The organism is Paenarthrobacter sp. NPDC089307, assembly GCF_040685055.1.
GTDB lineage: Bacteria > Actinomycetota > Actinomycetes > Actinomycetales > Micrococcaceae > Arthrobacter.
The window spans coordinates 766,804-786,287 of sequence record NZ_JBFBHE010000001.1; the positions used below are offsets into that span (position 1 = coordinate 766,804).

Below are 19,484 nucleotides of genomic sequence, written 5' to 3' on the forward strand. Positions count from 1 at the left end.
TCCCCTTTAAGCGATGGTTTTCTTGAGATAAGCCTACGACGGCGGGTGGGAACCCGCCGTCGTGCTCTTTGGTTGTGTAAGCGACAGCTGCCGCTAATTCAACCGATATCGGTTACAACATGCACGAAACGCAACCCTCAACCTCCGTGCCTTCCAGCGCGAGCTGGCGGAGACGGATGTAGTAGAGGGTCTTGATGCCCTTGCGCCATGCGTAGATCTGCGCCTTGTTGATGTCACGCGTGGTGGCAGTGTCCTTGAAGAACAGCGTCAAGGACAGGCCCTGGTCCACGTGCTGCGTGGCAGCGGCGTAGGTGTCGATGATCTTCTCGTAGCCGATTTCATAGGCATCCTGGTAGTACTCCAGGTTGTCATTGGTCAGGTACGGGGCCGGGTAGTAAACGCGACCGATCTTGCCTTCCTTGCGGATTTCGATCTTGGCTGCCACCGGGTGGATCGACGAGGTGGAGTTGTTGATGTAGCTGATGGAACCGGTAGGCGGAACAGCCTGGAGGTTCTGGTTGTAGATACCGTGCTCCATGACGGACGCCTTCAGCTCGCGCCAGTCATCCTGGGTGGGGATGTGGTGGCCGGCGAAGAGCTCGCGGACGCGCTCCGTTGCCGGAACCCATTCCTGCTCCGTGTACTTGTCGAAGAACTCACCGGAAGCGTAGGTGGACTTCTCAAAGCCGCCAAACTTCTGGCCGGTCTCGATGGCCAGGCGGTTGGAGGCGCGCAGCGCGTGGAACAGCACCGTGTAGAAGTAGATGTTGGTGAAGTCCAGGCCCTCTTCGGAACCGTAGTGGACGTGCTCGCGGGCAAGGTAGCCGTGGAGGTTCATCTGGCCGAGACCGATCGCGTGGCTCTGGGCGTTGCCCTGGGCGATGGACGGTACCGAATTGATGTAAGACATGTCGGACACGGCGCTGAGGGCGCGGATGGACGTCTCGATGGAGAGACCGAAGTCCGGTGAATCCATGGTCTTGGCAATGTTCATGGAACCTAGGTTGCAGGAAATGTCCTTGCCCACGGTCTCGTAGCTCAGGTCTTCCGCGTAGACGGACGGCGAGGAAACCTGCAGGATCTCCGAGCACAGGTTGCTCATGGTGATCTTGCCGTCGATCGGGTTGGCCCGGTTCACGGTGTCCTCGAACATGATGTACGGGTAGCCGGATTCGAACTGGATCTCCGCGAGGGTCTGGAAGAACTCGCGGGCACTGATCTTGGTCTTCTTGATCCGGGAATCATCGACCATCTCGTAGTACTTCTCGGTCACCGAAATATCGGAGAACGGAACACCGTAGACCTTCTCGACGTCGTACGGGGAGAAGAGGTACATGTCCTCGTTCTTCTTGGCGAGCTCGAACGTGATATCCGGAACCACAACGCCCAGGGAGAGGGTCTTGATGCGGATCTTCTCGTCGGCATTCTCACGCTTGGTGTCCAGGAAGCGGTGGATGTCCGGGTGGTGGGCGTGCAGGTAGACGGCACCTGCGCCCTGGCGGGCACCGAGCTGGTTGGCGTAGGAGAAGCTGTCTTCGAGGAGCTTCATCACGGGGATGACACCGGAGGACTGGTTTTCGATCTGCTTGATCGGGGCGCCGTGCTCACGGATGTTGGTGAGCGAGAGGGCCACGCCGCCGCCACGCTTGGACAGCTGGAGGGCGGAGTTGATGGCGCGGGCGATCGACTCCATGTTGTCTTCAATGCGGAGCAGGAAGCAGGAGACGAGCTCGCCACGCTGGGCCTTGCCGGCGTTCAGGAACGTCGGGGTGGCCGGCTGGAAGCGGCCGTCGATGATTTCGTCAACGAGGCGGTTGGCCAGTTCTTCGTTACCGCGGGCAAGGTGCAGGGCCACCATGCAGACGCGGTCTTCGTAGCGCTCAAGGAAACGCTTGCCGTCAAAAGTCTTCAGCGTGTAGGAGGTGTAGAACTTGAAAGCGCCGAGGAAGGTTTCGAAACGGAACTTCTTCTTGTACGCGCGGTTGAAGAGCTCGCGGATGAAGTTCATCGTGTACTGGTCAAGGGTCTCGCGCTCGTAGTACTGGTTCTTGACCAGGTAGTCGAGCTTCTCTTCGAGATCGTGGAAGAACACAGTGTTGTTGTTCACGTGCTGCAGGAAGTACTGGTGCGCAGCTTCGCGGTCGGCTTCGAACTGGATCTCGCCGTTCGGGCCATACAGGTTGAGCATGGCATTGAGCTCGTGATAGCCCAGGCCCTTGTAGGCCTCGGGCAGCGGCTTCTTGGCCGTGTCCACAGCGCCCCCGGTTACTTCTGTTTCTGCGACAGTTGTGTCCAAAACTTTTCCAGCCCTTCGTTGACCCGTTGAACGTCTTCCGGCGTCCCCATGAGTTCAAATTTGTAAAGATGCGGCACCTTGCACTTAACGGAGATGATGTCTCCCGCTGCGCAGTAGTTGTCCGCGAAATTGGTGTTCCCTGCTCCGATAACACCGCGGATCAGTTCCCTGTTCCGGGGATCGTTCAGAAATCTGATGACCTGCTTGGGCACTGAGCCTTCGCCGTTCGTTCCGCCATAGGTGGGAAGTACCAGGACAAAAGGTTCAAGCGCTTGAAGCGGAGCGTCCTGGGCGTAGAGCGGGATGCGTGCCGCGTCCCTGCCCAGTTTCTGGACGAATCTTTTGGTGTTCTCGGATGTCGAGGAAAAGTAGATGAGGTGACTCCTGGTGGTGACAGCTTCCGTCACATCACGTACGGTTGCCGCTGCCAACGGTGCCATGGGAGTCACCTCAACTACATAGGAATTCTTGGCGTGCTGTGGTGGCGAAGTTTGAATGGAAACTTAGGCCACGGAAGAAACGGTCTGGGCCAGTTCCTCGATCTTGTCCGGGCGGAATCCGGACCAGTGGTCCTGCTCAGTCACGACAACCGGAGCCTGCATGTAACCCAGTGCCTTGAGGCGCTCAAGTGCCTCGGCGTCCTGGGAGATGTCGACACTCTGGTAGGCAATGCCCTTCTTGTCGAGTGCCCGGTAGGTTGCGTTGCACTGAACACAGGCCGGCTTCGTGTAAACCGTTACGGTCATGATCCCTGTCCCCTAAGTTGAAGTCTGGTTCTCTTCGTATCTGGCGGGCTCAACCGGAACTGACTACTGAATCCGATACCGGCCCGCAGGCTGCCGTGACAGCCAACACGCTCTTATTTAGTCTTGTGCTGGTTTCCCGCTCAATCCGTAAATCGATACTACATGTAGTGCAAGCGCCTCGCCGGAACCCCAAGATGATGTATTACAAGTATGTCATTCAATCCACCGCTCGTCCACAGGACAGGGCCTTCAAAATGTCCGTGATTCCGCCAAAATGAGAGATGTCATCCACACCCTGTGGACTACTTAGCCACATTTAATCTTCAGCGTGTCGCGTGGATACGGCGTGTCGTGACACTTTGAAAATGTGGCGTGGCGAACAGCTAAAATCGGCTGATGGTCAACCTCCTCCACCTCCGAACACTCATGGAGGTGACCCGCCTTGGCTCGTTCGCTGCCGCCGCAGCACAGCTTGGCTACACAGCCTCCGCGGTCTCCCAACAGATGGCCGCGCTGGAACGTGATACCGGCGTCGAACTCTTCCAGCGCTCGGCGCGCAGCGTTGTCCCAACCGAAGCTGCCCTGACCATGACACGGCACGCCTCCAAGGTCCTCACGGATGTTGAGGCCCTGATGGCGGCCGCCTCCAGGACCAACGACTCCCCCGCCCAGGAACTGCGCCTTGGCATCTTCCCCAGCCTGGCCACCTATGTACTGCCGGATATCCTCCGGAATGAACGGTGGAACGGACTGGGCATTGAGCTGCGGGTATCCGTGGCAGAACCTGCCCAGACCATCCAGGGCCTGCGCAGCGGCGGCGAACTGGACGTCGCGTTGGTCTACCAGGTGGGGCAGTCCGGTTTGGCCTGGCCGCATTCGCTGGAGCGCCAATGGATCGGCGACGACGACTTCCGCGTGGTCCTGCCGGCGTCCTGGAAAATCCGCGAGGATGCCGAGATCGAGGCCGCCCATCTGTCCGACATGCCATGGATCGTCCACCATCCCGGGACCAGCGATGCGCTGGTGATCGAGCGACTGTTCGCCAGTTGCAACCTCCATCCCAGGGTGGTTGCCTACAGTGACGACTTCCACGCGAGCCTCGAGATGACCGCCGCCGGTCTTGGTGCCTCCCTGGTACCGGAACTGGCCCTGCGCAACCGGCCACCCGGGGTCGTGGTGCTGGACGTTCCGGACATCCGGCTGGCACGAAACGTGTTCGCCCTGCTGATCAATGAAAAGCGGACTGCCCAGGTTCAACTCTTCACGCAACTGCTGGCTGATACCCTCCGCGGCACTGCAGGCAAGAGCGGCCTGCATCCCTTGAAAACCGCTCCTGTCAAGGGTCCGCAGCGGCGCAAGTGAAATATGCCCAAGTGCTGGAACCCGCTGGATGTAGGGGTTAGATTGATCACATGGGCAAGGTAGCGAGCAAGCATTTTGGGGAGATAGAGCTCAATCACGGGCGTGAACATTGCTTCGTCGCAAGACACGAGCTCGGCGGCAACCAGCTTGAGCTGGACCTGAACGTCGCCGCACACGACCATTTTGACGAGGCCGCCATGCGCAAGGTGGACTACCGCTTGCGCTTCCTTCCCGAACTCGTGGACCAGGTCCGCGAGATGATTGCCGACGAGCTGGGCCAGGACGGCACCAATCCCCAACAATTCCTGCATTTCCACAGCTCCCAGCTCAAGGAAGAGCAACTCGAATCGGTCTTTGGCGTCCGCGACAAGGACCAGCTCACCAACGATGTCTTCCTCAAAGCCCTCAAGCTCGGCCATGTGGCCATCTATCCCGGGCAGCCTGAACGCTATTTCGTCCTCGACTTCACCCTCGGTTCGCACTTCACGGACGAACTGCTGGTAGCCGCTGCCGATGAAGACGGCGTGGTGGATGACGAAATACTGTGGGAGTAGCACCGCCGGTTAACGCACGACGGCGGCAGGTCACGTAGGGTGACCAGCCCCCGGATACCGAATATTCTTCGCCGAATGGTCACCATGGCCTGTCCACGCCTGAGCTATCGTCCGGTCCGCGCAGGTACTCGTCACGTTCCTGCCCTTCGCCACGCTCGAGTTGCGCTTTCCGGGCGCTCTCTTCGAGCTGCTGGAGTTGCTTGTCCTGCGGCGTCGCAGGGGGTTGCGTCGACTTGTCCTGTCCAGGTTCGCTTGGGGCCAACCGGCCATTGAGCCGGTCCTTGGCTGCCTCAAGTGCGGCCCCCTCTCCCGCTGAGTTCGCAGGTCCTGGTTCGTGACACTGGGTCGGCGCGGCGTCAATCAGGGCCAGTGCTTCCCGGACCAGCCTGTCCTTGACCCCCGGCTCAGCGGAAGAATCGGAAAGCTTCTCCACGCTGAGCACGAGGTTCACGCGGATCCTGCACTCGTCCACTCCGCCGCCGGCCCTCAAGGCCGCTTCGAAATCCGCCCGCGCCGCAGCAAAATCCCCTGCCAGGACGTTCGCGTCCCCGGACGCGAACGGGGCCTTATGGGGTTCAAGCACGTTGACTGCTCCCAGCCACGATGCCGCTTGCGCCACCCCGTCATGACTTCCCGCCGTGAAGGAACTTTCAGCGGACCCGCCCAGCAAGCCAACGCTCAGGAGTTTCGCAGCGGCGGCGAGCGCCAAGAGGGCAGCCGGTGCCGACAAGAGCGCAAGGCGGCGACGTCGCCGTCGTGGATCCATGGCGGCCATCAGCTCCGCTCCTTCGACTGTGTTCTGCCGGTGGCCCGCAAGGCGGTGAGGTGCCTGAGGGGTTCGGGCACGGCGAGGAGGAAAGCGGCCAGCGCGAGCAGCCAATACAGTTCGACTCTTCCTGGCCCGTCCTCGGTATTGACGGAGACAGAGACAGGCTGAGCCTTGCCGAACATCTGGGAGGCGGGCTCTGTCCCGGTCCGGTGGGCGTAAGGGACGTTGAGTTGCCCGGCAATGGCGCGGAGCTGTGCTTCGTCGATCGTTGAAACGGCGTCCTCGCCAGCTCTTGAGCGATCCTTCACGTAGGCGGTGGTGTTTTTGGAGGAGTCCTTCATCCGGCCGCCGGCGTATGTTCCGTAGCCAAGCACTGCTCCCCCGGCTACGTTCGCCCCGTCCATCGGCGGCATGGCCGCGGAACTGGTGTTTTCGCCGTCGCCCGCGTAGAAAACCAGCGCGGGCCGGCCGGGGTGTTGCTCTTGTGCGGCTGCAAGGCGTTCCTTCAGGAGCTGCCCTGCTCCGGTGACGCTGCTGCCCTTGGCGTAGCGGGGGTTCTGGGGCTGCAGGGTGGCCATGCTGGTATGGAGCGCTGTGGCGTCCTGGGACAACGGCATCCGGACCGTGGCTTTGTCATCGAAGGTGATCAAGGAGAACTTGGCTCCGGCCAGCTCTTTCGCGATCGCCATGACGTCCTGTTGGACTCCAGCCAACCGAGTGCGGGTCCCGTTGTAGTCTTCGGCGGCCATGCTGGTACTGGTGTCCACAACAAAGAAGACATCAAGATCCGACCTTGCGGTGTTGGCCTGTCCACCGCCCCAACCCGGACGCAGGGCAGCGAGCAGCAGCAGCACGACGACGACACACCTGATTACTGCGGCACGCAGGTATCGCCGTGGCTTCGCTCCCCTTTGGCCCCCGGACCCCTTGATGAGGGTGGAGATGGTCCAGACGGTAAACGCGATGACCCCCAGGAAGGCTGCAGCGAGCACGGGCCAAGGCAGGATCGGGGCCATGGTCAGGGCGCTGTTTGTCATTGCTCCAGCCTCCGTCCCAGCACCAGGATTCCCAGTCCGGCCAGCAGTGCGACACCAAGGGGCCAGACGGGGGCGTCGGACACGACCGCCTGCGGAGCTGACAGGTAACTGGTGGCTTCGGTTTTCTGCACCTGCCTGACGATGGCTGGCACCGCTTCCGGGCTGTCCGGACGGGAATACGTCCCGCCTGTTCCCTCCGCGGCCGCCTTGAGCTGGGCGCCCGGCTGATCGGATTGATCGCCGTAGTCCATATCGCTGGGATTCAGGGCGTGCACCTTCACGTTCTTGCTGGTGGCCAGAGCGCTGGCTTCTGACAAGGTGAAAATAGGCACCCCGGAAACGAAGTTGTCCGTGGCCAGGACCACTGACCGCGAGCGCTTGCTGTCCCCCGCGCCGGTTCCGCCGCTGTCAGTGTCCGGGAAGCTCTGGACGCAGGAGGCCAGGCCATCACCGATGAGTGATGAGCCCTCCGCGTTCCACGTGCCCTCAAAGAACGCTCCCGCCCCGTCGGCCAGGGCCTTTTCGGCGTGGGTGAGTTGCTCCTGGGCATAGTCGTAATCATCGGTGAGGGGAAACAGTTGCACGCTGCTGCTATCGAAGATGACCATGCCGATCCTCTCGCCGTCAAACTCCTTGGCGAGGTCCTTGAAGACGCCCACCAAGGCGGCGTCGGTGCTTGTCATTGAACCGGAGACATCGAGGCACAGCACGATGTCCCTGTTGCGGATCTCCGGTTGTTCCGTGGAGCGCATGGCCGGACGGGCGGCAGTGATGGCCGCGGCAATCAGCAAGACCGCTGCCAGCAGTGTGGTGAGCAGAAGCCCGGTGCGGTAGCGGCGAAGGGCCTCCTGGTATTCGGGGAGCTCCGTAAGCCGCTCGCCGTGGGCGACGACGCGGGTCTGTGGGGGCTTGCGACGCCGGAAGTGCAGCCAGGCGCTGACCGCCACCACCGCCGCTGCCAGCGGAAGCATCCACCAGTAGGTCAGTTCCACTCCTGGACCACCTCGCGGGCGATATCAGCCGAGTGGCGTACAGGCTGGACAGGCAGGGTGGAGAATTCGCTGGGGTAGATACGGGCTATTCCCTCAGCCAACCCGGTGAAGCCTTCGCGGCGCAGCTCATCGAGCGTCATGGAGGTGACGGAAAGACCTGTGGCTGCCCCGGCGAATTCCCGCACGAGGAAGCTGAGCCTCTGGTGGGCGTCGCGCTCGGGTACCGTACCGGCGTCGGCGTCCATGGCCGTGGCCTCTATCGCTGACAAGCAGCGGGACCGCAGCGTCTCCAAATCGGGCCTTTCAGTCTGGCGCCCTGTGGTCACGGGGTCACGCCGGGGACGGAAGAGCCACGCATACCATCCGGCAACAAGCACGATGAGGAGGATTCCGAGCCACATCCAGTGGGCCTGGTATTGAAGGGGTGCATAGAAGGTGGAGTCAGTTGGCACGCCGGCCCCTTTTCGCCCCGCCCCGTGAGGTGAGTGCTCCCGAGCGGTGCTTTTCCAACAGGGCGAACACGGTCGTCACGACGTCGTTGGTGCTGGTGGCTTCTTCCTCGGCGACAGCCAAGCGACGGAACAAGTCCTTCCGCTTGGCCGTGCGCTGGGTCATTGCGCGCGCGTAGGCTGCCCGTACCGCCTCGTCCGAGGCCAGCGGCAGCGGGATACCGTTGCCCGTGCCGACGTCCGTACTGTCCAGATGTCCTGGCGCCTCCGTGTCCGGTGCGAGGTCGGCGTCCCGGACAGTCAGCCACAAAATTTCATGCCGTACCCGTAGCCTGCGCATCAGGTCCTCGGTCCTGGCATCTGGAAGAAACTCGTCGGCCACGACCACCACCAGCATTCGACCTTTGATGTACCGCAGGACGTAGTTGAGCTGATCGGCGATGTCGCTGGGATGGCCATCGAGCACGCTGGCGCCATCAATCTCCTGAAGCAGCCGCTCAAGATGTTCCTCGCTGGCTTTGGGAGGCCGGTACCGGGAGGCGCTCGCATTTCCGTGCACGAGGCCCACGTCATCGCCGTGACGGCACGCGAGGTATCCAACGACGCCGGCCGCGTGGACAGCAATATCCTTCTTGATCTCCCCCGAGAAAGCCTCCGCGGCCATGTTTCTCCCGGTGTCGACGACCAACAGCACCGAGTGGCGCCGGACTGCCACATAGCGTTTGACCAAGGGTGAGCCGTGCCGTGCCGTGGCTTTCCAGTCGATGTCTCGTACCTCGTCACCGGGGACGTAGGTGCGCAGCTCGTCGAAATCCAGGCTGCGGCCTTTGAAGACCGAACCGTATTCACCCTCAAGCAGGGCGAGGGTCCTGCGATGGGCGAAGATGAACATCTTCGACTTAACGCCTCTGATAAGGCTGGGCACCTGCTGGCCCCGCTAAGGCGTCTGGACAGACGCCAGGACGGCATCGATGACGGTCTCCACGGCGACGCCCTCCACGACGGCGTCGAAGCCGAGGATGATGCGGTGGCGCAGGACCCGGTGTGCCAGGTTCTTCACGTCCTCGGGGATGACGTGGTCGCGCCCGTTGAGCAAGGCCAGGGCCCTGGCCGCCTGGCTGAAGGCGATACTGGCCCGTGGGCTGGCCCCGAATTCCACCAGGTTGGCCAGGTGTGGTTCGAGGTACTGGGAGGCGTTGCGGGTGACGTAGGCGAGGCCGACGATGTAGCGGACGATGGCGGGGTCGATGTACACGCGACGCACCAACTCCTGGACCTGGACCACGGCGTCGAGGGAAGCGGCAGCGGGCGGCTTCTGCCCGGCACTGAACACTCCGGCGTCGATCCGCCTGATCACCTCGGCTTCTTCGCCCGGGCTGGGGTAGTCGAGGACGTCTTTGAGCATGAACCTGTCCATCTGCGCTTCAGGGAGGCGGTAGGTACCTTCCTGCTCGATCGGGTTCTGGGTGGCCAGCACGAGGAACGGTTGCGGCAACGGATAGGACTCACCGCCGATGGACGTCTGCTTTTCCTGCATGGCCTCGAGCATGGCGCTTTGCGTCTTTGCGCTGGACCTGTTGATCTCGTCAAGCAACACAATGTTGGCGTGGACAGGTCCCAACTGCGTCACGAAGGTTCCCTTCGCGGCGTCGAAAATCTGCGTTCCCGCGATGTCGCTGGGAAGCAGGTCGGGGGTGCACTGGATTCGTCGGAAATCGGCACTGACCGATTCAGCGATTGCTTGGGCAGCTGTGGTCTTGGCCAGTCCTGGAACACTTTCCAGCAACACATGGCCGCCCGTCAGCAGTCCGATCATGAGGGTCTCCCTCAACCGGGCCTGCCCCACCACCTTGTTTTCGAAACTGCGGACAATGCCGGCAACCAACTGCTGGGCTCGCACCATGTCCGGTGCATCGATTCCGGCCGTGGCTGTGATCTGGTGCACTGGGGTCCCCTCGCTGGCGTTATGAGTCATGCGGCAAGCGGTGGGCTTAGTGTTTCCGCCTGCATCGGCCACTCTATCCAAACGGCACACGCTCCAGGCCGCAATGGGTACCCCTCCCCATGGGGGCGCCTGAGGTCTATCCTTTTGCCATGCATCAGCTACCAGCCGCCTATCAGAGTTACCTGGCATCGCAGGACCAGCATGTCATCGACGCCATCCGCCCCGTACTCCTCCAGTCAGCAGCGGACCAGAGGCACGGTGTACGCATTACCTTCAACCGTGGGCCAACCGGGCACCAGGCACGCGTGGACGAATCCATTCCCTACGGCGAAATCATCGAAGACATCGACTGACGGGCATGGTCCGCAAGGATCCATGCCCCGGCCGATCAGCCCTCCAGCAGGAGCCGTTGTGCGCGCGGGGCCAGCATGTGCTCCAAGACCAGGCAAGCGGCGCCGATTGCACCGACGTCTTCGCCCACCCCGGTACCCACAACTTCCAGTCCGTGGATCATGCGGGCAGCGTTGTTCTTGTCCAGGAGGTCTGGAACGCGCTCCAGGAAATACGGTGCCATGCGGCCCCAGAACGGGCCTCCAAAGACCACGCGCTCCACGTCCAGGGTGTTCGTCACCACCGACACCGCCCGTGCCACCAGCGTGGCCGACTTGTCCAAAATCGCGATGGCCCGTTCATCGCCGGCGTCGGCCTTATCACACAACTCCGCGTACCGTTCCTGCACTTCGGGACCGTCCGCCCCGTGCCGGTGCCCGTTGAGGACACCTGCGGCCTCGGCTTCTGCCACCAACACTTGCGGAATACAGGACGATTTGACGCATCCCCGAAGGCCGCAATCACACTGCGGGCCCTCCGGATCAACAACGATGTGGCCTATCTCGCCGGCGTTGCCCGAGGTTCCGCGCACTACCTCGTCGTTGAGCACGATGCCGCAACCGATACCCGTTCCCATGTACATGAAAACGAAGCTGCCGGCGCCGCTCGCGCCGCCAGCCCAGGTTTCGGCCACCGCTGCGCTGGTCACGTCCTTGTCCACGAGCGTCTCCAGGCCAGTGGCGTCGGCCAACGCCTCCCGGATCCGGACCCTGTTCCACCGCGTCAGAAGCGGCGGCTCCACTACGGAACCTTCATCCAGGTCGATCGGCCCCGGGACAGCAACTCCCAAGCCGGCAATCTTTGCCACATCCACGCCGGACTCATCGATCAATGCCTTGATCTGCTCGGCGATGCTGGTGATGACACCTGCAGGGTCCCCGCCAGGAGTAGCCATCCGGGAGTGTTTGACGACGTCGCCCAGCAGGTCCAGGACAACAAAGGTGATGACGGCAGGGTCCAGGTGCACTCCCACGGCGTACATCCCCGCAGGGTTGAGGCGAAGGATGGTGCGCGGCTTTCCAGGTCCGGAGCCCTCCTTGCCTGCCTCGACGATGAGCTGCTGATCCAGGAGGCGCCGGGAGATGTTCGAGATCGTCTGCGGGGACAGCCCCACGATCTGAGCCAGTTCCACGCGGCTGAGCCCGCCAGAAGACCGCCGGATCGCCTCCAGAATGACGGTCAGGTTGAAGTCCCCCATGCGGGGTAGGTTGGTTCCGCGCCTCGGTGTCGGCTGCCGGATCTCAGTCACTGATACCCCTAGTCATTCGGAAAATCTTCGTCGAATTGGTCTTTGTCTGCATCGTACGACACCACTGGTCCCACGGATACGAGCACACGCTGGCTCCAACGTCAGGGGTTGGTAACGATGACACTGCATTGTGTGCGAGCACGGTCAGCCAAGGCGGCTCCACCAGCCCTTCAGGCCTTTCGGCTCCGCGTAACCGTGAACTTTGGGTTCCGTCCTTCTTCCAGCGTGGGACCGATCAGCCGTTCAAGCGCGGGCCTGTATTGCAAGTGGCTGTTGTATACGGTCCACAGTTCCCCTCCCGGCGCCAGGACGCGGGCCGCCGCCTCGAACATCTTCAGGGCAGCACCGGCATGCACACTGGCACCCAGGTGGAAGGGCGGGTTCAACAGGATGAGGTCGGCGCTGCCAGGTCGGAATGAGGACATGGCGTCGTCGTGGAGGACGGTTATCCGGTCCCCCAGCCCATTGGCCGTTGCGGTGCCCTTGGCCGATGCCACAGCTGCTGCTGATTGGTCGGTGGCAATGACTTGAGCGTCAGGTTGCTGCCTGGCAATCATGGTGGCGAGGATGCCTGTCCCGCATCCCAGATCCACCACATGATGAGCCCGCGGCATGCGGTCAAGAAACGTCAACAAGTACCGGGTACCAATATCCAGGCGCGCCCCGGCGAAGACCGCGCCTTGGGCACTTACGTTGATCCCCAGTTCGGGCAAGGGCTCAACAACAGGGAAGGGCGGCTCAGGATCGCCCGGCTTGGCGTCCCGCGCGACCAACACCCGGGATTTCTGCCGGGCCAGCTGTGGTTGGACTGTCGAAAAGTACTTTTCCAGCACACTGTTCATGCCCACGGACATGTGCTTGACGCGGCCGCCGGCCAACAGGACAGTACGCGGGGCAGCAAACCGCGCAACGGCGTCGGCGATTTCCTCCAACTCAGCCAGGGCTTTCGGTAACTGCAACAGCACAAGGTCCGCCCCCTCCAGAAGATCCTTGCCGAGCTCGTGGGGGCTGTATTGCCCCTCCAGCCCTGCGTTGCGCGCGTTGCGCTCCAGCGCGAGCCTTCCGCTGAAAAGGTCCTGGTGCACGCGGACATGTTCGACGCCGAGCCCGGCCAAAGTGCCCAGGGTCAACGCGCCGTAGCGGTCGCCAACGACGACGATCCTGGTGTCGGGAGAACAGAAGTCCACTGCCTTTTCGAGCAGGAGCCTGTCCGTAGCGTCGAAGGCCTGCAGGTTATCGGCTTCGACGTCGGGCAACCTGCTCAGCGAGCCGAAGAGCGCCTCAAGATCCAGTACCGCCACTATGAGGTTCCCGCTTTCCTTGCTTCCGTATCCGGGCTTGACCGGCGTATCGACTTTAGGGGTGCTTCGGAGGAAGCTTAAGCTTGCATCACGTAAACACCTGACCTCCTCCGGACGTGAGATCATCCCGAAGGTGGCCGGCATACGTCACGGCGACCCCAGGAGCCAGGCGCCGGGACCACCCGTAGGCTCCCAGTCCCTTGCGAGAAACCATGAGTGTCAATGTTGTCACGAACCTGGACGTGAAGTCCCACAACTCCCCCGACGAAACCCGCCACGCGGACAAAACCGTGTTGGACCTGGTCACTGTGGGAGATTACACCATCGCCCGCATGACGTTTGAACCGGGCTGGACTTGGGCCGACTGCATCAAGCCGGCAGTGGGCACCGATTCCTGCCAGTTGAGCCACGTCGGATTCTGCGTTTCCGGCTCATTGGAAGTGGAGACGGATGACGGCGGAAAGATCAGCATCTCCCCCGGAGCCTCCTATTCAATTCCCCCCGGACACAACGCCCGGGTGGTCGGAGATCAGCCGTTCCAAGGGGTGGAGTTCGTCAGCGGCGCCGAATTCGCCGAAGCCCTCAAGTAAAGGAAGCCCTTGCGGAAAAGCAAAAGACCCCGCTCAATTGAGCGGGGTCTTTTCCGGAGTGGAGCTGAGGGGACTCGAACCCCTGACCCCCTGCATGCCATGCAGGTGCGCTACCAGCTGCGCCACAGCCCCGGATTTGCGACTTCAACTGGAAATTTTTCCCTTCCGGCCGAAGCAACTCGTCAATAGTAACCACAATCCCACCGGAAGAGAAATTGCCGGAAGGTGAGGTGCGTCACGCTGCACGCTACCCTCTGGAAGGCCCGCGCAGCCGAGGTGCGTGGATCACTCCACCGCACCTCCCCCCAAAACGGGCCGCACGGACCTTCCAAAAGACGTGCTCTTAGGAAGTCTAGAATCTCCGCGTCGGAAAAACAAAACCGTCCAGTCGGTTTCTCGCACTGAGCGCGCCGATGCGGTGGTAGCGTTGTGAAGTCTCGACGGCGGCCCGCCGCTCCGTTGCCCACACAGTTCGAGAGGCCCGCCCTTGCCAATGCAACAACGCGCCAAAGAAACCCGATTGGCGGTCATTGAAGGCGCCGCCCGGGTCTTCGCCGCGACTGGCTACGGCAACGCCAGCCTGTCAGACATCATCAAGCGCGCCGCGGTGACCAAGGGCGCCCTGTATTTCCACTTCACGTCCAAGCGGGACCTGGCCCTGGCAGTGATCGAGGAACAACACTCCATTGTCCTGGCCGCCGGAGCAGAAATCCTCAGCTCCGAATCCCCCGCACTGGATAAGATCATTGGGCTCTGCAGGATGTTCGGCCGGCAATTGCTGGACAAGCCAATCGTCCAAGCCGGCATCCGGCTCACTTTTGAAGCCTCGGCATTCGAAGCCGACGTGTCAGGCCGTTACGAGGATTGGATCGCAACGGTGGAGCGCCTCTTGCTCCAAGCAAAAGCCGAAGGAACGGTCCGGGCGGAGCTCGATCCTGCCGCTTTCAGCCGATACCTCGTCGCATCCTTTACCGGCGTCCAAATGGTCTCAGACGTACTGACCGGACGTGAAGACGTGCTGCAGCGGATAGAGCAAATGTGGGAGTTCATGCTGCCTGCCATTGCAGCCTAGGGACAGGCAGTTGCAGGTAGCCGTTTGGGCATCGTTGGGAACCTGCAAGCAGCCGCGATGTCGGTGGTTCCTGCTGGGCCTCTGGGGTTGCTCGGATTATTCGGACTGCTCGGATTGCGCCAAGGACTCGATGAGCTTCAGTCCTCGCTTCGCCCATTCAATTTCTGTCTCCGCGCGCGCAACGAGGCCTTCGTAGGTAAAAATCTTGTATTGAATGGTTCGCTGGTGATCCGCCTTGGGAGTTACGGCCAACCGCTTATTCAACATCTCATTGGTGCCTGACTTCAACTCCTCGATCATGAGCGCCCATTGCTCGCGACGCATGAGGTGATAGTCAATATGCGCCTGCATGTGTTCTTTGGCCGCGATTGGTTCAACCCATTCAAGATATGCGGCCTTCAAATGGACAGGGTCCCGCTCGCGGGAGTATTCCAAGGGTGAGTACATCCAGTCCCGGAAGACGGCCCTGCCGTCGTCGGTGATCCGATACTGCGTCTTCTTTCCCCGCGGGCCCCACGACACTTCCTCTGCCGTGAGCAGACCGGCTTTTTCCATCTTGCGCAGTTCCGGATAGATCTGGGAATCGGGGGCGTGCCATACGAAGCCCACGGAGGATCCGAAGCGTTTGGCGAGGTCGTATCCGGTCATCGGCTCAACGGAAAGCAAGGCCAGGAGGGCGTGGCGGAGACTCATGAGAAGTTCCTTTCAAGGTCTTGCCAATAACTATATCTATAGATAGTGTGTGACGCACTCCACCATCTATGGACATAGATAGTTGGGAGGATCTGTAAATCTTGCGAACATCCCCGCTTGCAGCCTGCCTTGGTGCACTGTGAGTCGACGAAAAGAAGGTCAACGATGACTGTGGTTCAGTCCAGCAGTTCCACCACCGGCAAAGTCCTCAGGCATCCTGCGAATGCCTGGTACGCCGCCGCTTGGGATCACGAAGTGACCCGCAAGCCCATGGCACGCCGGATAGCCGACAGGCCGCTTGCCCTTTATCGCACCGAAGATGGGAAAGCCGTGGCTCTTGCCGACGCTTGCTGGCACCGGTTGGCGCCCCTATCCATGGGGAAGACGGTGGGGCGGGACGAAATCCAGTGCCCGTACCACGGCATCCGGTACAACTCCGCGGGCCGCTGCACTTCCATGCCTGCCCAGGAGACCATCAATCCCTCGGCCACTGTGCCCTCTTTTCCCGTGATCGAGAGGTACCGGTTCGTTTGGGTGTGGCTGGGAGATCCCAGCAAGGCGGACCCTGACCTCGTTCCGGACATGCACCAAATGGACAGTCCTGAATGGGCCGGCGACGGACAACTGATCTACGCTCCATGCAACTTCCAGTTGGTCCTCGATAACCTAATGGACCTCACCCATGAAGAATTTGTTCACTCCTCCAGCATCGGACAGGAGGAATTGAGTGAGTCGGATTTCGTTGTCACCCACGAGGGTCGGACCGTCACGGTTACCCGCTGGATGCTCAATATCGATGCACCGCCCTTCTGGCTCAAGAACATGCGGGACAAGTTCCCGGGGTTCAGCGGCAAAGTGGACCGGTGGCAGATCATCCGCTACGAGGCACCCTCGACGATCCGCATCGATGTCGGCGTCGCCAAGGCAGGTACCGGTGCCCCTGAGGGCGACCGCAGCCAGGGCGTCAATGGCTACGTCATGAACACCATCAGCCCGGAGACAGACAAGACCTGCCACTACTTCTGGGCCTTCATGCGCAACTACTGCCTGGACAGCCAGCTGATCACCACGCAACTGCGCAACGGAGTGGACGGCGTCTTTGCCGAAGACGAGGCCATGCTGACCGCACAGCAGGAAGCCATCGACGCCAATCCCGACTACGAGTTCTACAGCCTCAACATCGATGCCGGCGGAATGTGGGTGCGCCGAATGATAGAGCGGATGCTCGACGCCGAGGGCCGCCTGGCCGCGGCCCTCTGAGCACCCGGCTCCAAGAAGGAAGAACAATGGCAGCAAACAACACCGAGGTCTGGCAATCCGCAGCGGTCACCGCAGTGGTCGATGTCGCCGAAGGCATCAGGCGGATTGAAATCACGCCATCCCTGCCCATGCCCGCCGAGCCGGGATCGCACATCGATGTGATGGTCGAAATTGATGGCGCGCAGGAGAAGCGCTCCTACTCGGTCGTAGAGTGCACCGAGGACGGCGACCGACTGGTCATCAGCGTTCTGAGGGCTCCCGTTTCCCGGGGCGGCTCTGTCTTCATGCACATGCTCAAGGCAGGCGACACGCTACGCATAACCCAACCGCTGCAGAACTTCCCTCTCCGCATCGGGGCACAGCGCTACGTGCTTCTGGCAGGCGGTATAGGCATTACCGCCATCATGAACATGGCGGGCGTCCTCCGCCGCGTCAAGGCCGATTACACACTGATCTATGTTGGCCGCAGCCGCACCGCAATGGCGTACCTGGAAGATCTGCGCACCTCACACGGAGACAAACTGCAGGTCCATGTCGATGACGAAGGCAACGGCCTGGACGTCGGCAACCTCGTTGGAGGAGTCGACGCGATGACAGAGCTATACATGTGCGGTCCCATCCGTCTGATGGACGCTGTACGGCGCGCGTGGGGAGAGCGCAACCTCGCCTTGCCCAACCTGCGCTACGAGACCTTTGGCAACTCCGGCTGGTATGACCCGGAAGAGTTCCTCGTCAGCATCCCGCGTCTGGGCGTGGAAACCACCGTCGGTCCTGGACGCTCCATGCTTGAAGCACTTGAGGACGCAGGCGTCGACATGATGTTTGATTGCCGCAAAGGCGAATGTGGGCTGTGCGAAGTGCGGATCCTGAATCTCCAAGGCACCCTCGATCACCGCGACGTGTTCTACAGCGAGCGACAACAACATGCGACCGAAAAGATGTGTTGCTGCGTTTCCCGCGCCGTCGGCTCCCCTGCCGCCGCCAAGTCACCAGGATCCCCGGCGGTCCTGACCATCGACGTTTCCTGAACCCTGTTTACCCCCGGACATCAGCCCGTCTCGATGCCCTATCCGCTCCACGCCCCGTAGGTGGACGGCACGATACGACGAAGTATCCATAAGAAAGGTTAACCGTGGACGTAAAGAGTGAGATCAAGAACTCATCAATGAGTCGCTTTCAGATAGTGACAGTAACTATCTGCCTCGTCCTTATCATGATCGACGGCTTCGACGTCCTGGTCATGTCATTCACAGCCCCGACGCTTTCAGCCGAATGGAAAGTACCGCCGATAGAACTGGGCTATCTTCTCAGCGCCGGCCTCTTCGGGATGTCGGCCGGCTCCATTCTGTTGACGCCCCTGGCCGACAAGATCGGACGCAGGAACCTGACACTGCTTGCACTGTCCATTATTTCGGTTGGCATGATCTTGTCCGTGACGGCAGCTGATGTCCCGCAGCTGATCGCCTACAGGGTTTTCACCGGATTGGGCATTGGCGGCATGATCGCCAACCTCAGCGTCCTCGTTTCCGAATACTCTTCAGACCGCCGGCGCGGCATGGCCATGGGAATCTTCTCCGCGGGCTACCCGATTGGCGGCGCCGTCGGCGGTGTCATCGCCGGGTCGTTGATTGCGGCATACGGCTGGCGGGCGGCTTTTGCCTTCGGAGCCGTCGTGAGCGTAGCGATGTTAATTGCCAGTTGGTTCTTGCTGCCGGAATCGCTTGAATACCTGGCCGAAAAGGGCAGCAACCGCTCGCTCCCGGCGATTAACAAAATTCTCGGCAGGATGGGCCGCCCCCATCTGAGCGAGCTTCCAGCTGCCCCTTCCCTGGAGCAAAATACCGGAAGTGTCTTCAAGGAGGTCTTCGGGCCAAAGATGTTGAGCAGGACACTCCTTGTGTGGACCGGCTACGCGTTCCTAATCGCAGCGTTCTACTTCGCCAACACGTGGACACCCAAGATCATGGCCGAAGCAGCAGGCAACAACCAGCTCGGTGTTACCGCAGGGATACTTGTCAGTACCGGCGGCATCGTGGGCGCCCTGGGATTTGGCGTACTTTCGACCTGGGTAAAGAGTCGTCTCCTGAACACCCTCTGCCTGGTCGTTGCAGGCATCGCCTACATCGCCTTCGCGGGGTCGTTCGGCGCCACCGGCCTTGCCTTGGCCCTGGCGACGCTCGTCGGCATGCTCACAAACGCAGGAGTAGCCGGCTACTACACGATTGTGCCGCCCTTGTATTCCGCGAAGGCACGGGCGTCAGGCTTCGGTTGGATGATCGGCGTGGGACGCTTGGTCTCCATCGTTGCCCCGATTCTGGTGGGATATCTGATCGCTGCCGGCATGCCGCCCGTAACAATCTTCTACCTGTTCGCAGTCCCGTTGTTCCTGTCAGCCCTTTGCTGTGTCGCATTGGGCAGGGTGCTTGGCCGACGCGATTCCATGGACTCAGCGCCCACAGAAGGGGAAAACAATTCACGGACACCCGTAAGCGAACCGAGCGAAGCACGCTGATGGTTGTGGGTGATTCGGCGAAAATACCCTGAAGGAAATGATCCTCCCCTCCGGAGGACTCCAAGGAAACAAAAAGGAGAGCTACCAAAATTGGCAGCTCTCCTTTTTCGATCTGTTTACTGCAGAACCGATATGTGGAGCTGAGGGGACTCGAACCCCTGACCCCCTGCATGCCATGCAGGTGCGCTACCAGCTGCGCCACAGCCCCATATCTTTGCCGCTCCACGCCTGGCCTTTGAGGCCATCCGCGCCGAAGCAACTCAAATA

Annotated in this window: 20 protein-coding genes and 2 tRNA genes; 8 read left to right on the plus strand and 14 right to left on the minus strand. The window is 61.3% G+C overall.

Going from position 1 to position 19,484, the window contains the following annotated elements:
• Positions 1–112: 112 nt before the first annotated feature.
• From nrdE to nrdH, 3 genes are all read right to left on the minus strand, one after another.
• Positions 113–2,254 (minus strand): class 1b ribonucleoside-diphosphate reductase subunit alpha, encoded by a 2,142-nt coding sequence (gene nrdE, locus AB0N72_RS03490; protein ID WP_363932088.1) that lies wholly within the window; start codon positions 2,252–2,254, stop codon positions 113–115.
• Positions 2,255–2,265: 11 nt separating this feature from the next.
• Positions 2,266–2,736: a class Ib ribonucleoside-diphosphate reductase assembly flavoprotein NrdI gene (gene nrdI, locus AB0N72_RS03495; RefSeq protein ID WP_363931756.1), complete on the minus strand. Its 471-nt coding sequence runs from the start codon at positions 2,734–2,736 to the stop codon at positions 2,266–2,268.
• A 63-nt stretch (positions 2,737–2,799) separates the two neighbouring features.
• Positions 2,800–3,042 (minus strand): glutaredoxin-like protein NrdH, encoded by a 243-nt coding sequence (gene nrdH, locus AB0N72_RS03500; RefSeq protein WP_363931755.1) that lies wholly within the window; start codon positions 3,040–3,042, stop codon positions 2,800–2,802.
• 396 nt (positions 3,043–3,438) lie between these two features.
• Here nrdH and AB0N72_RS03505 point away from each other — a divergent pair, with 396 nt between their 5' ends.
• Both AB0N72_RS03505 and AB0N72_RS03510 read left to right on the plus strand, forming a co-directional pair.
• Complete coding sequence (locus AB0N72_RS03505; protein WP_363931754.1) at positions 3,439–4,404, plus strand: LysR family transcriptional regulator; 966 nt, start codon at positions 3,439–3,441, stop codon at positions 4,402–4,404.
• A 50-nt stretch (positions 4,405–4,454) separates the two neighbouring features.
• Positions 4,455–4,958: a DUF2004 domain-containing protein gene (locus AB0N72_RS03510; RefSeq protein WP_363931752.1), complete on the plus strand. Its 504-nt coding sequence runs from the start codon at positions 4,455–4,457 to the stop codon at positions 4,956–4,958.
• 79 nt (positions 4,959–5,037) lie between these two features.
• On the opposite strand, the gene AB0N72_RS03515 is transcribed toward AB0N72_RS03510, so the two are convergent.
• The 6 genes from AB0N72_RS03515 to AB0N72_RS03540 are packed head-to-tail and all read right to left on the minus strand — an operon-like array spanning position 5,038 to position 10,150.
• Positions 5,038–5,733, minus strand: a complete 696-nt coding sequence (locus tag AB0N72_RS03515) for a hypothetical protein (protein ID WP_363931750.1) — start codon at positions 5,731–5,733, stop codon at positions 5,038–5,040.
• On the minus strand, positions 5,733–6,764 hold the full coding sequence (locus AB0N72_RS03520; RefSeq protein WP_363931749.1) for a VWA domain-containing protein: 1,032 nt from the start codon (positions 6,762–6,764) through the stop codon (positions 5,733–5,735). The genes AB0N72_RS03515 and AB0N72_RS03520 overlap by 1 nt, the downstream gene beginning before the upstream one ends.
• The gene (locus AB0N72_RS03525; RefSeq protein WP_363931747.1) at positions 6,761–7,756 is read right to left on the minus strand and encodes a VWA domain-containing protein; all 996 of its coding nucleotides are present in this window, start codon (positions 7,754–7,756) and stop codon (positions 6,761–6,763) included. The genes AB0N72_RS03520 and AB0N72_RS03525 overlap by 4 nt, the downstream gene beginning before the upstream one ends.
• Positions 7,747–8,208 carry a hypothetical protein gene (locus AB0N72_RS03530; RefSeq protein ID WP_363931746.1) on the minus strand — a complete coding sequence of 154 codons (462 nt, stop codon included), beginning with the start codon at positions 8,206–8,208 and terminating at the stop codon, positions 7,747–7,749. Before AB0N72_RS03530 ends, AB0N72_RS03525 begins: the two co-directional genes overlap by 10 nt.
• On the minus strand, positions 8,198–9,130 hold the full coding sequence (locus tag AB0N72_RS03535) for a DUF58 domain-containing protein (RefSeq protein WP_363931745.1): 933 nt from the start codon (positions 9,128–9,130) through the stop codon (positions 8,198–8,200). Before AB0N72_RS03535 ends, AB0N72_RS03530 begins: the two co-directional genes overlap by 11 nt.
• Positions 9,131–9,142: 12 nt before the next feature.
• Positions 9,143–10,150, minus strand: a complete 1,008-nt coding sequence (locus tag AB0N72_RS03540) for a MoxR family ATPase (protein WP_363931744.1) — start codon at positions 10,148–10,150, stop codon at positions 9,143–9,145.
• Positions 10,151–10,269: 119 nt separating this feature from the next.
• Here AB0N72_RS03540 and AB0N72_RS03545 point away from each other — a divergent pair, with 119 nt between their 5' ends.
• On the plus strand, positions 10,270–10,503 hold the full coding sequence (locus AB0N72_RS03545; protein WP_363931743.1) for a hypothetical protein: 234 nt from the start codon (positions 10,270–10,272) through the stop codon (positions 10,501–10,503).
• A 35-nt stretch (positions 10,504–10,538) separates the two neighbouring features.
• Here AB0N72_RS03545 and AB0N72_RS03550 read toward each other — a convergent pair whose 3' ends face one another.
• Both AB0N72_RS03550 and AB0N72_RS03555 read right to left on the minus strand, forming a co-directional pair.
• The gene (locus AB0N72_RS03550) at positions 10,539–11,789 is read right to left on the minus strand and encodes an ROK family transcriptional regulator (protein ID WP_363931742.1); all 1,251 of its coding nucleotides are present in this window, start codon (positions 11,787–11,789) and stop codon (positions 10,539–10,541) included.
• 170 nt (positions 11,790–11,959) lie between these two features.
• Positions 11,960–13,234, minus strand: coding sequence for a methyltransferase (locus AB0N72_RS03555; protein WP_363931741.1), 1,275 nt, complete (start codon positions 13,232–13,234; stop codon positions 11,960–11,962).
• A gap of 68 nt (positions 13,235–13,302) precedes the next feature.
• On the opposite strand from AB0N72_RS03555, the gene AB0N72_RS03560 reads away from it, so the two are divergent.
• Positions 13,303–13,680 (plus strand): cupin domain-containing protein, encoded by a 378-nt coding sequence (locus AB0N72_RS03560; protein ID WP_363931740.1) that lies wholly within the window; start codon positions 13,303–13,305, stop codon positions 13,678–13,680.
• A gap of 59 nt (positions 13,681–13,739) precedes the next feature.
• On the opposite strand, the gene AB0N72_RS03565 is transcribed toward AB0N72_RS03560, so the two are convergent.
• Positions 13,740–13,812, minus strand: a tRNA-Ala gene (locus AB0N72_RS03565).
• Between the two features lie 361 nt (positions 13,813–14,173).
• On the opposite strand from AB0N72_RS03565, the gene AB0N72_RS03570 reads away from it, so the two are divergent.
• Complete coding sequence (locus AB0N72_RS03570) at positions 14,174–14,752, plus strand: ScbR family autoregulator-binding transcription factor (protein ID WP_363932087.1); 579 nt, start codon at positions 14,174–14,176, stop codon at positions 14,750–14,752.
• Positions 14,753–14,848: 96 nt separating this feature from the next.
• Here AB0N72_RS03570 and AB0N72_RS03575 read toward each other — a convergent pair whose 3' ends face one another.
• Positions 14,849–15,445, minus strand: coding sequence for a PadR family transcriptional regulator (locus AB0N72_RS03575; RefSeq protein WP_363931739.1), 597 nt, complete (start codon positions 15,443–15,445; stop codon positions 14,849–14,851).
• Positions 15,446–15,610: 165 nt separating this feature from the next.
• Here AB0N72_RS03575 and AB0N72_RS03580 point away from each other — a divergent pair, with 165 nt between their 5' ends.
• The 3 genes from AB0N72_RS03580 to AB0N72_RS03590 all read left to right on the plus strand — a co-directional run bounded on the left by AB0N72_RS03580 (position 15,611) and on the right by AB0N72_RS03590 (position 19,217).
• Positions 15,611–16,705, plus strand: a complete 1,095-nt coding sequence (locus AB0N72_RS03580) for an aromatic ring-hydroxylating dioxygenase subunit alpha (RefSeq protein ID WP_363931738.1) — start codon at positions 15,611–15,613, stop codon at positions 16,703–16,705.
• Positions 16,706–16,731: 26 nt separating this feature from the next.
• On the plus strand, positions 16,732–17,733 hold the full coding sequence (locus AB0N72_RS03585; RefSeq protein WP_363931737.1) for a PDR/VanB family oxidoreductase: 1,002 nt from the start codon (positions 16,732–16,734) through the stop codon (positions 17,731–17,733).
• Between the two features lie 137 nt (positions 17,734–17,870).
• On the plus strand, positions 17,871–19,217 hold the full coding sequence (locus AB0N72_RS03590) for an MFS transporter (protein WP_363931736.1): 1,347 nt from the start codon (positions 17,871–17,873) through the stop codon (positions 19,215–19,217).
• A gap of 135 nt (positions 19,218–19,352) precedes the next feature.
• On the opposite strand, the gene AB0N72_RS03595 is transcribed toward AB0N72_RS03590, so the two are convergent.
• Positions 19,353–19,425: transfer RNA gene (locus tag AB0N72_RS03595), tRNA-Ala, on the minus strand.
• Positions 19,426–19,484 lie beyond the last annotated feature (59 nt).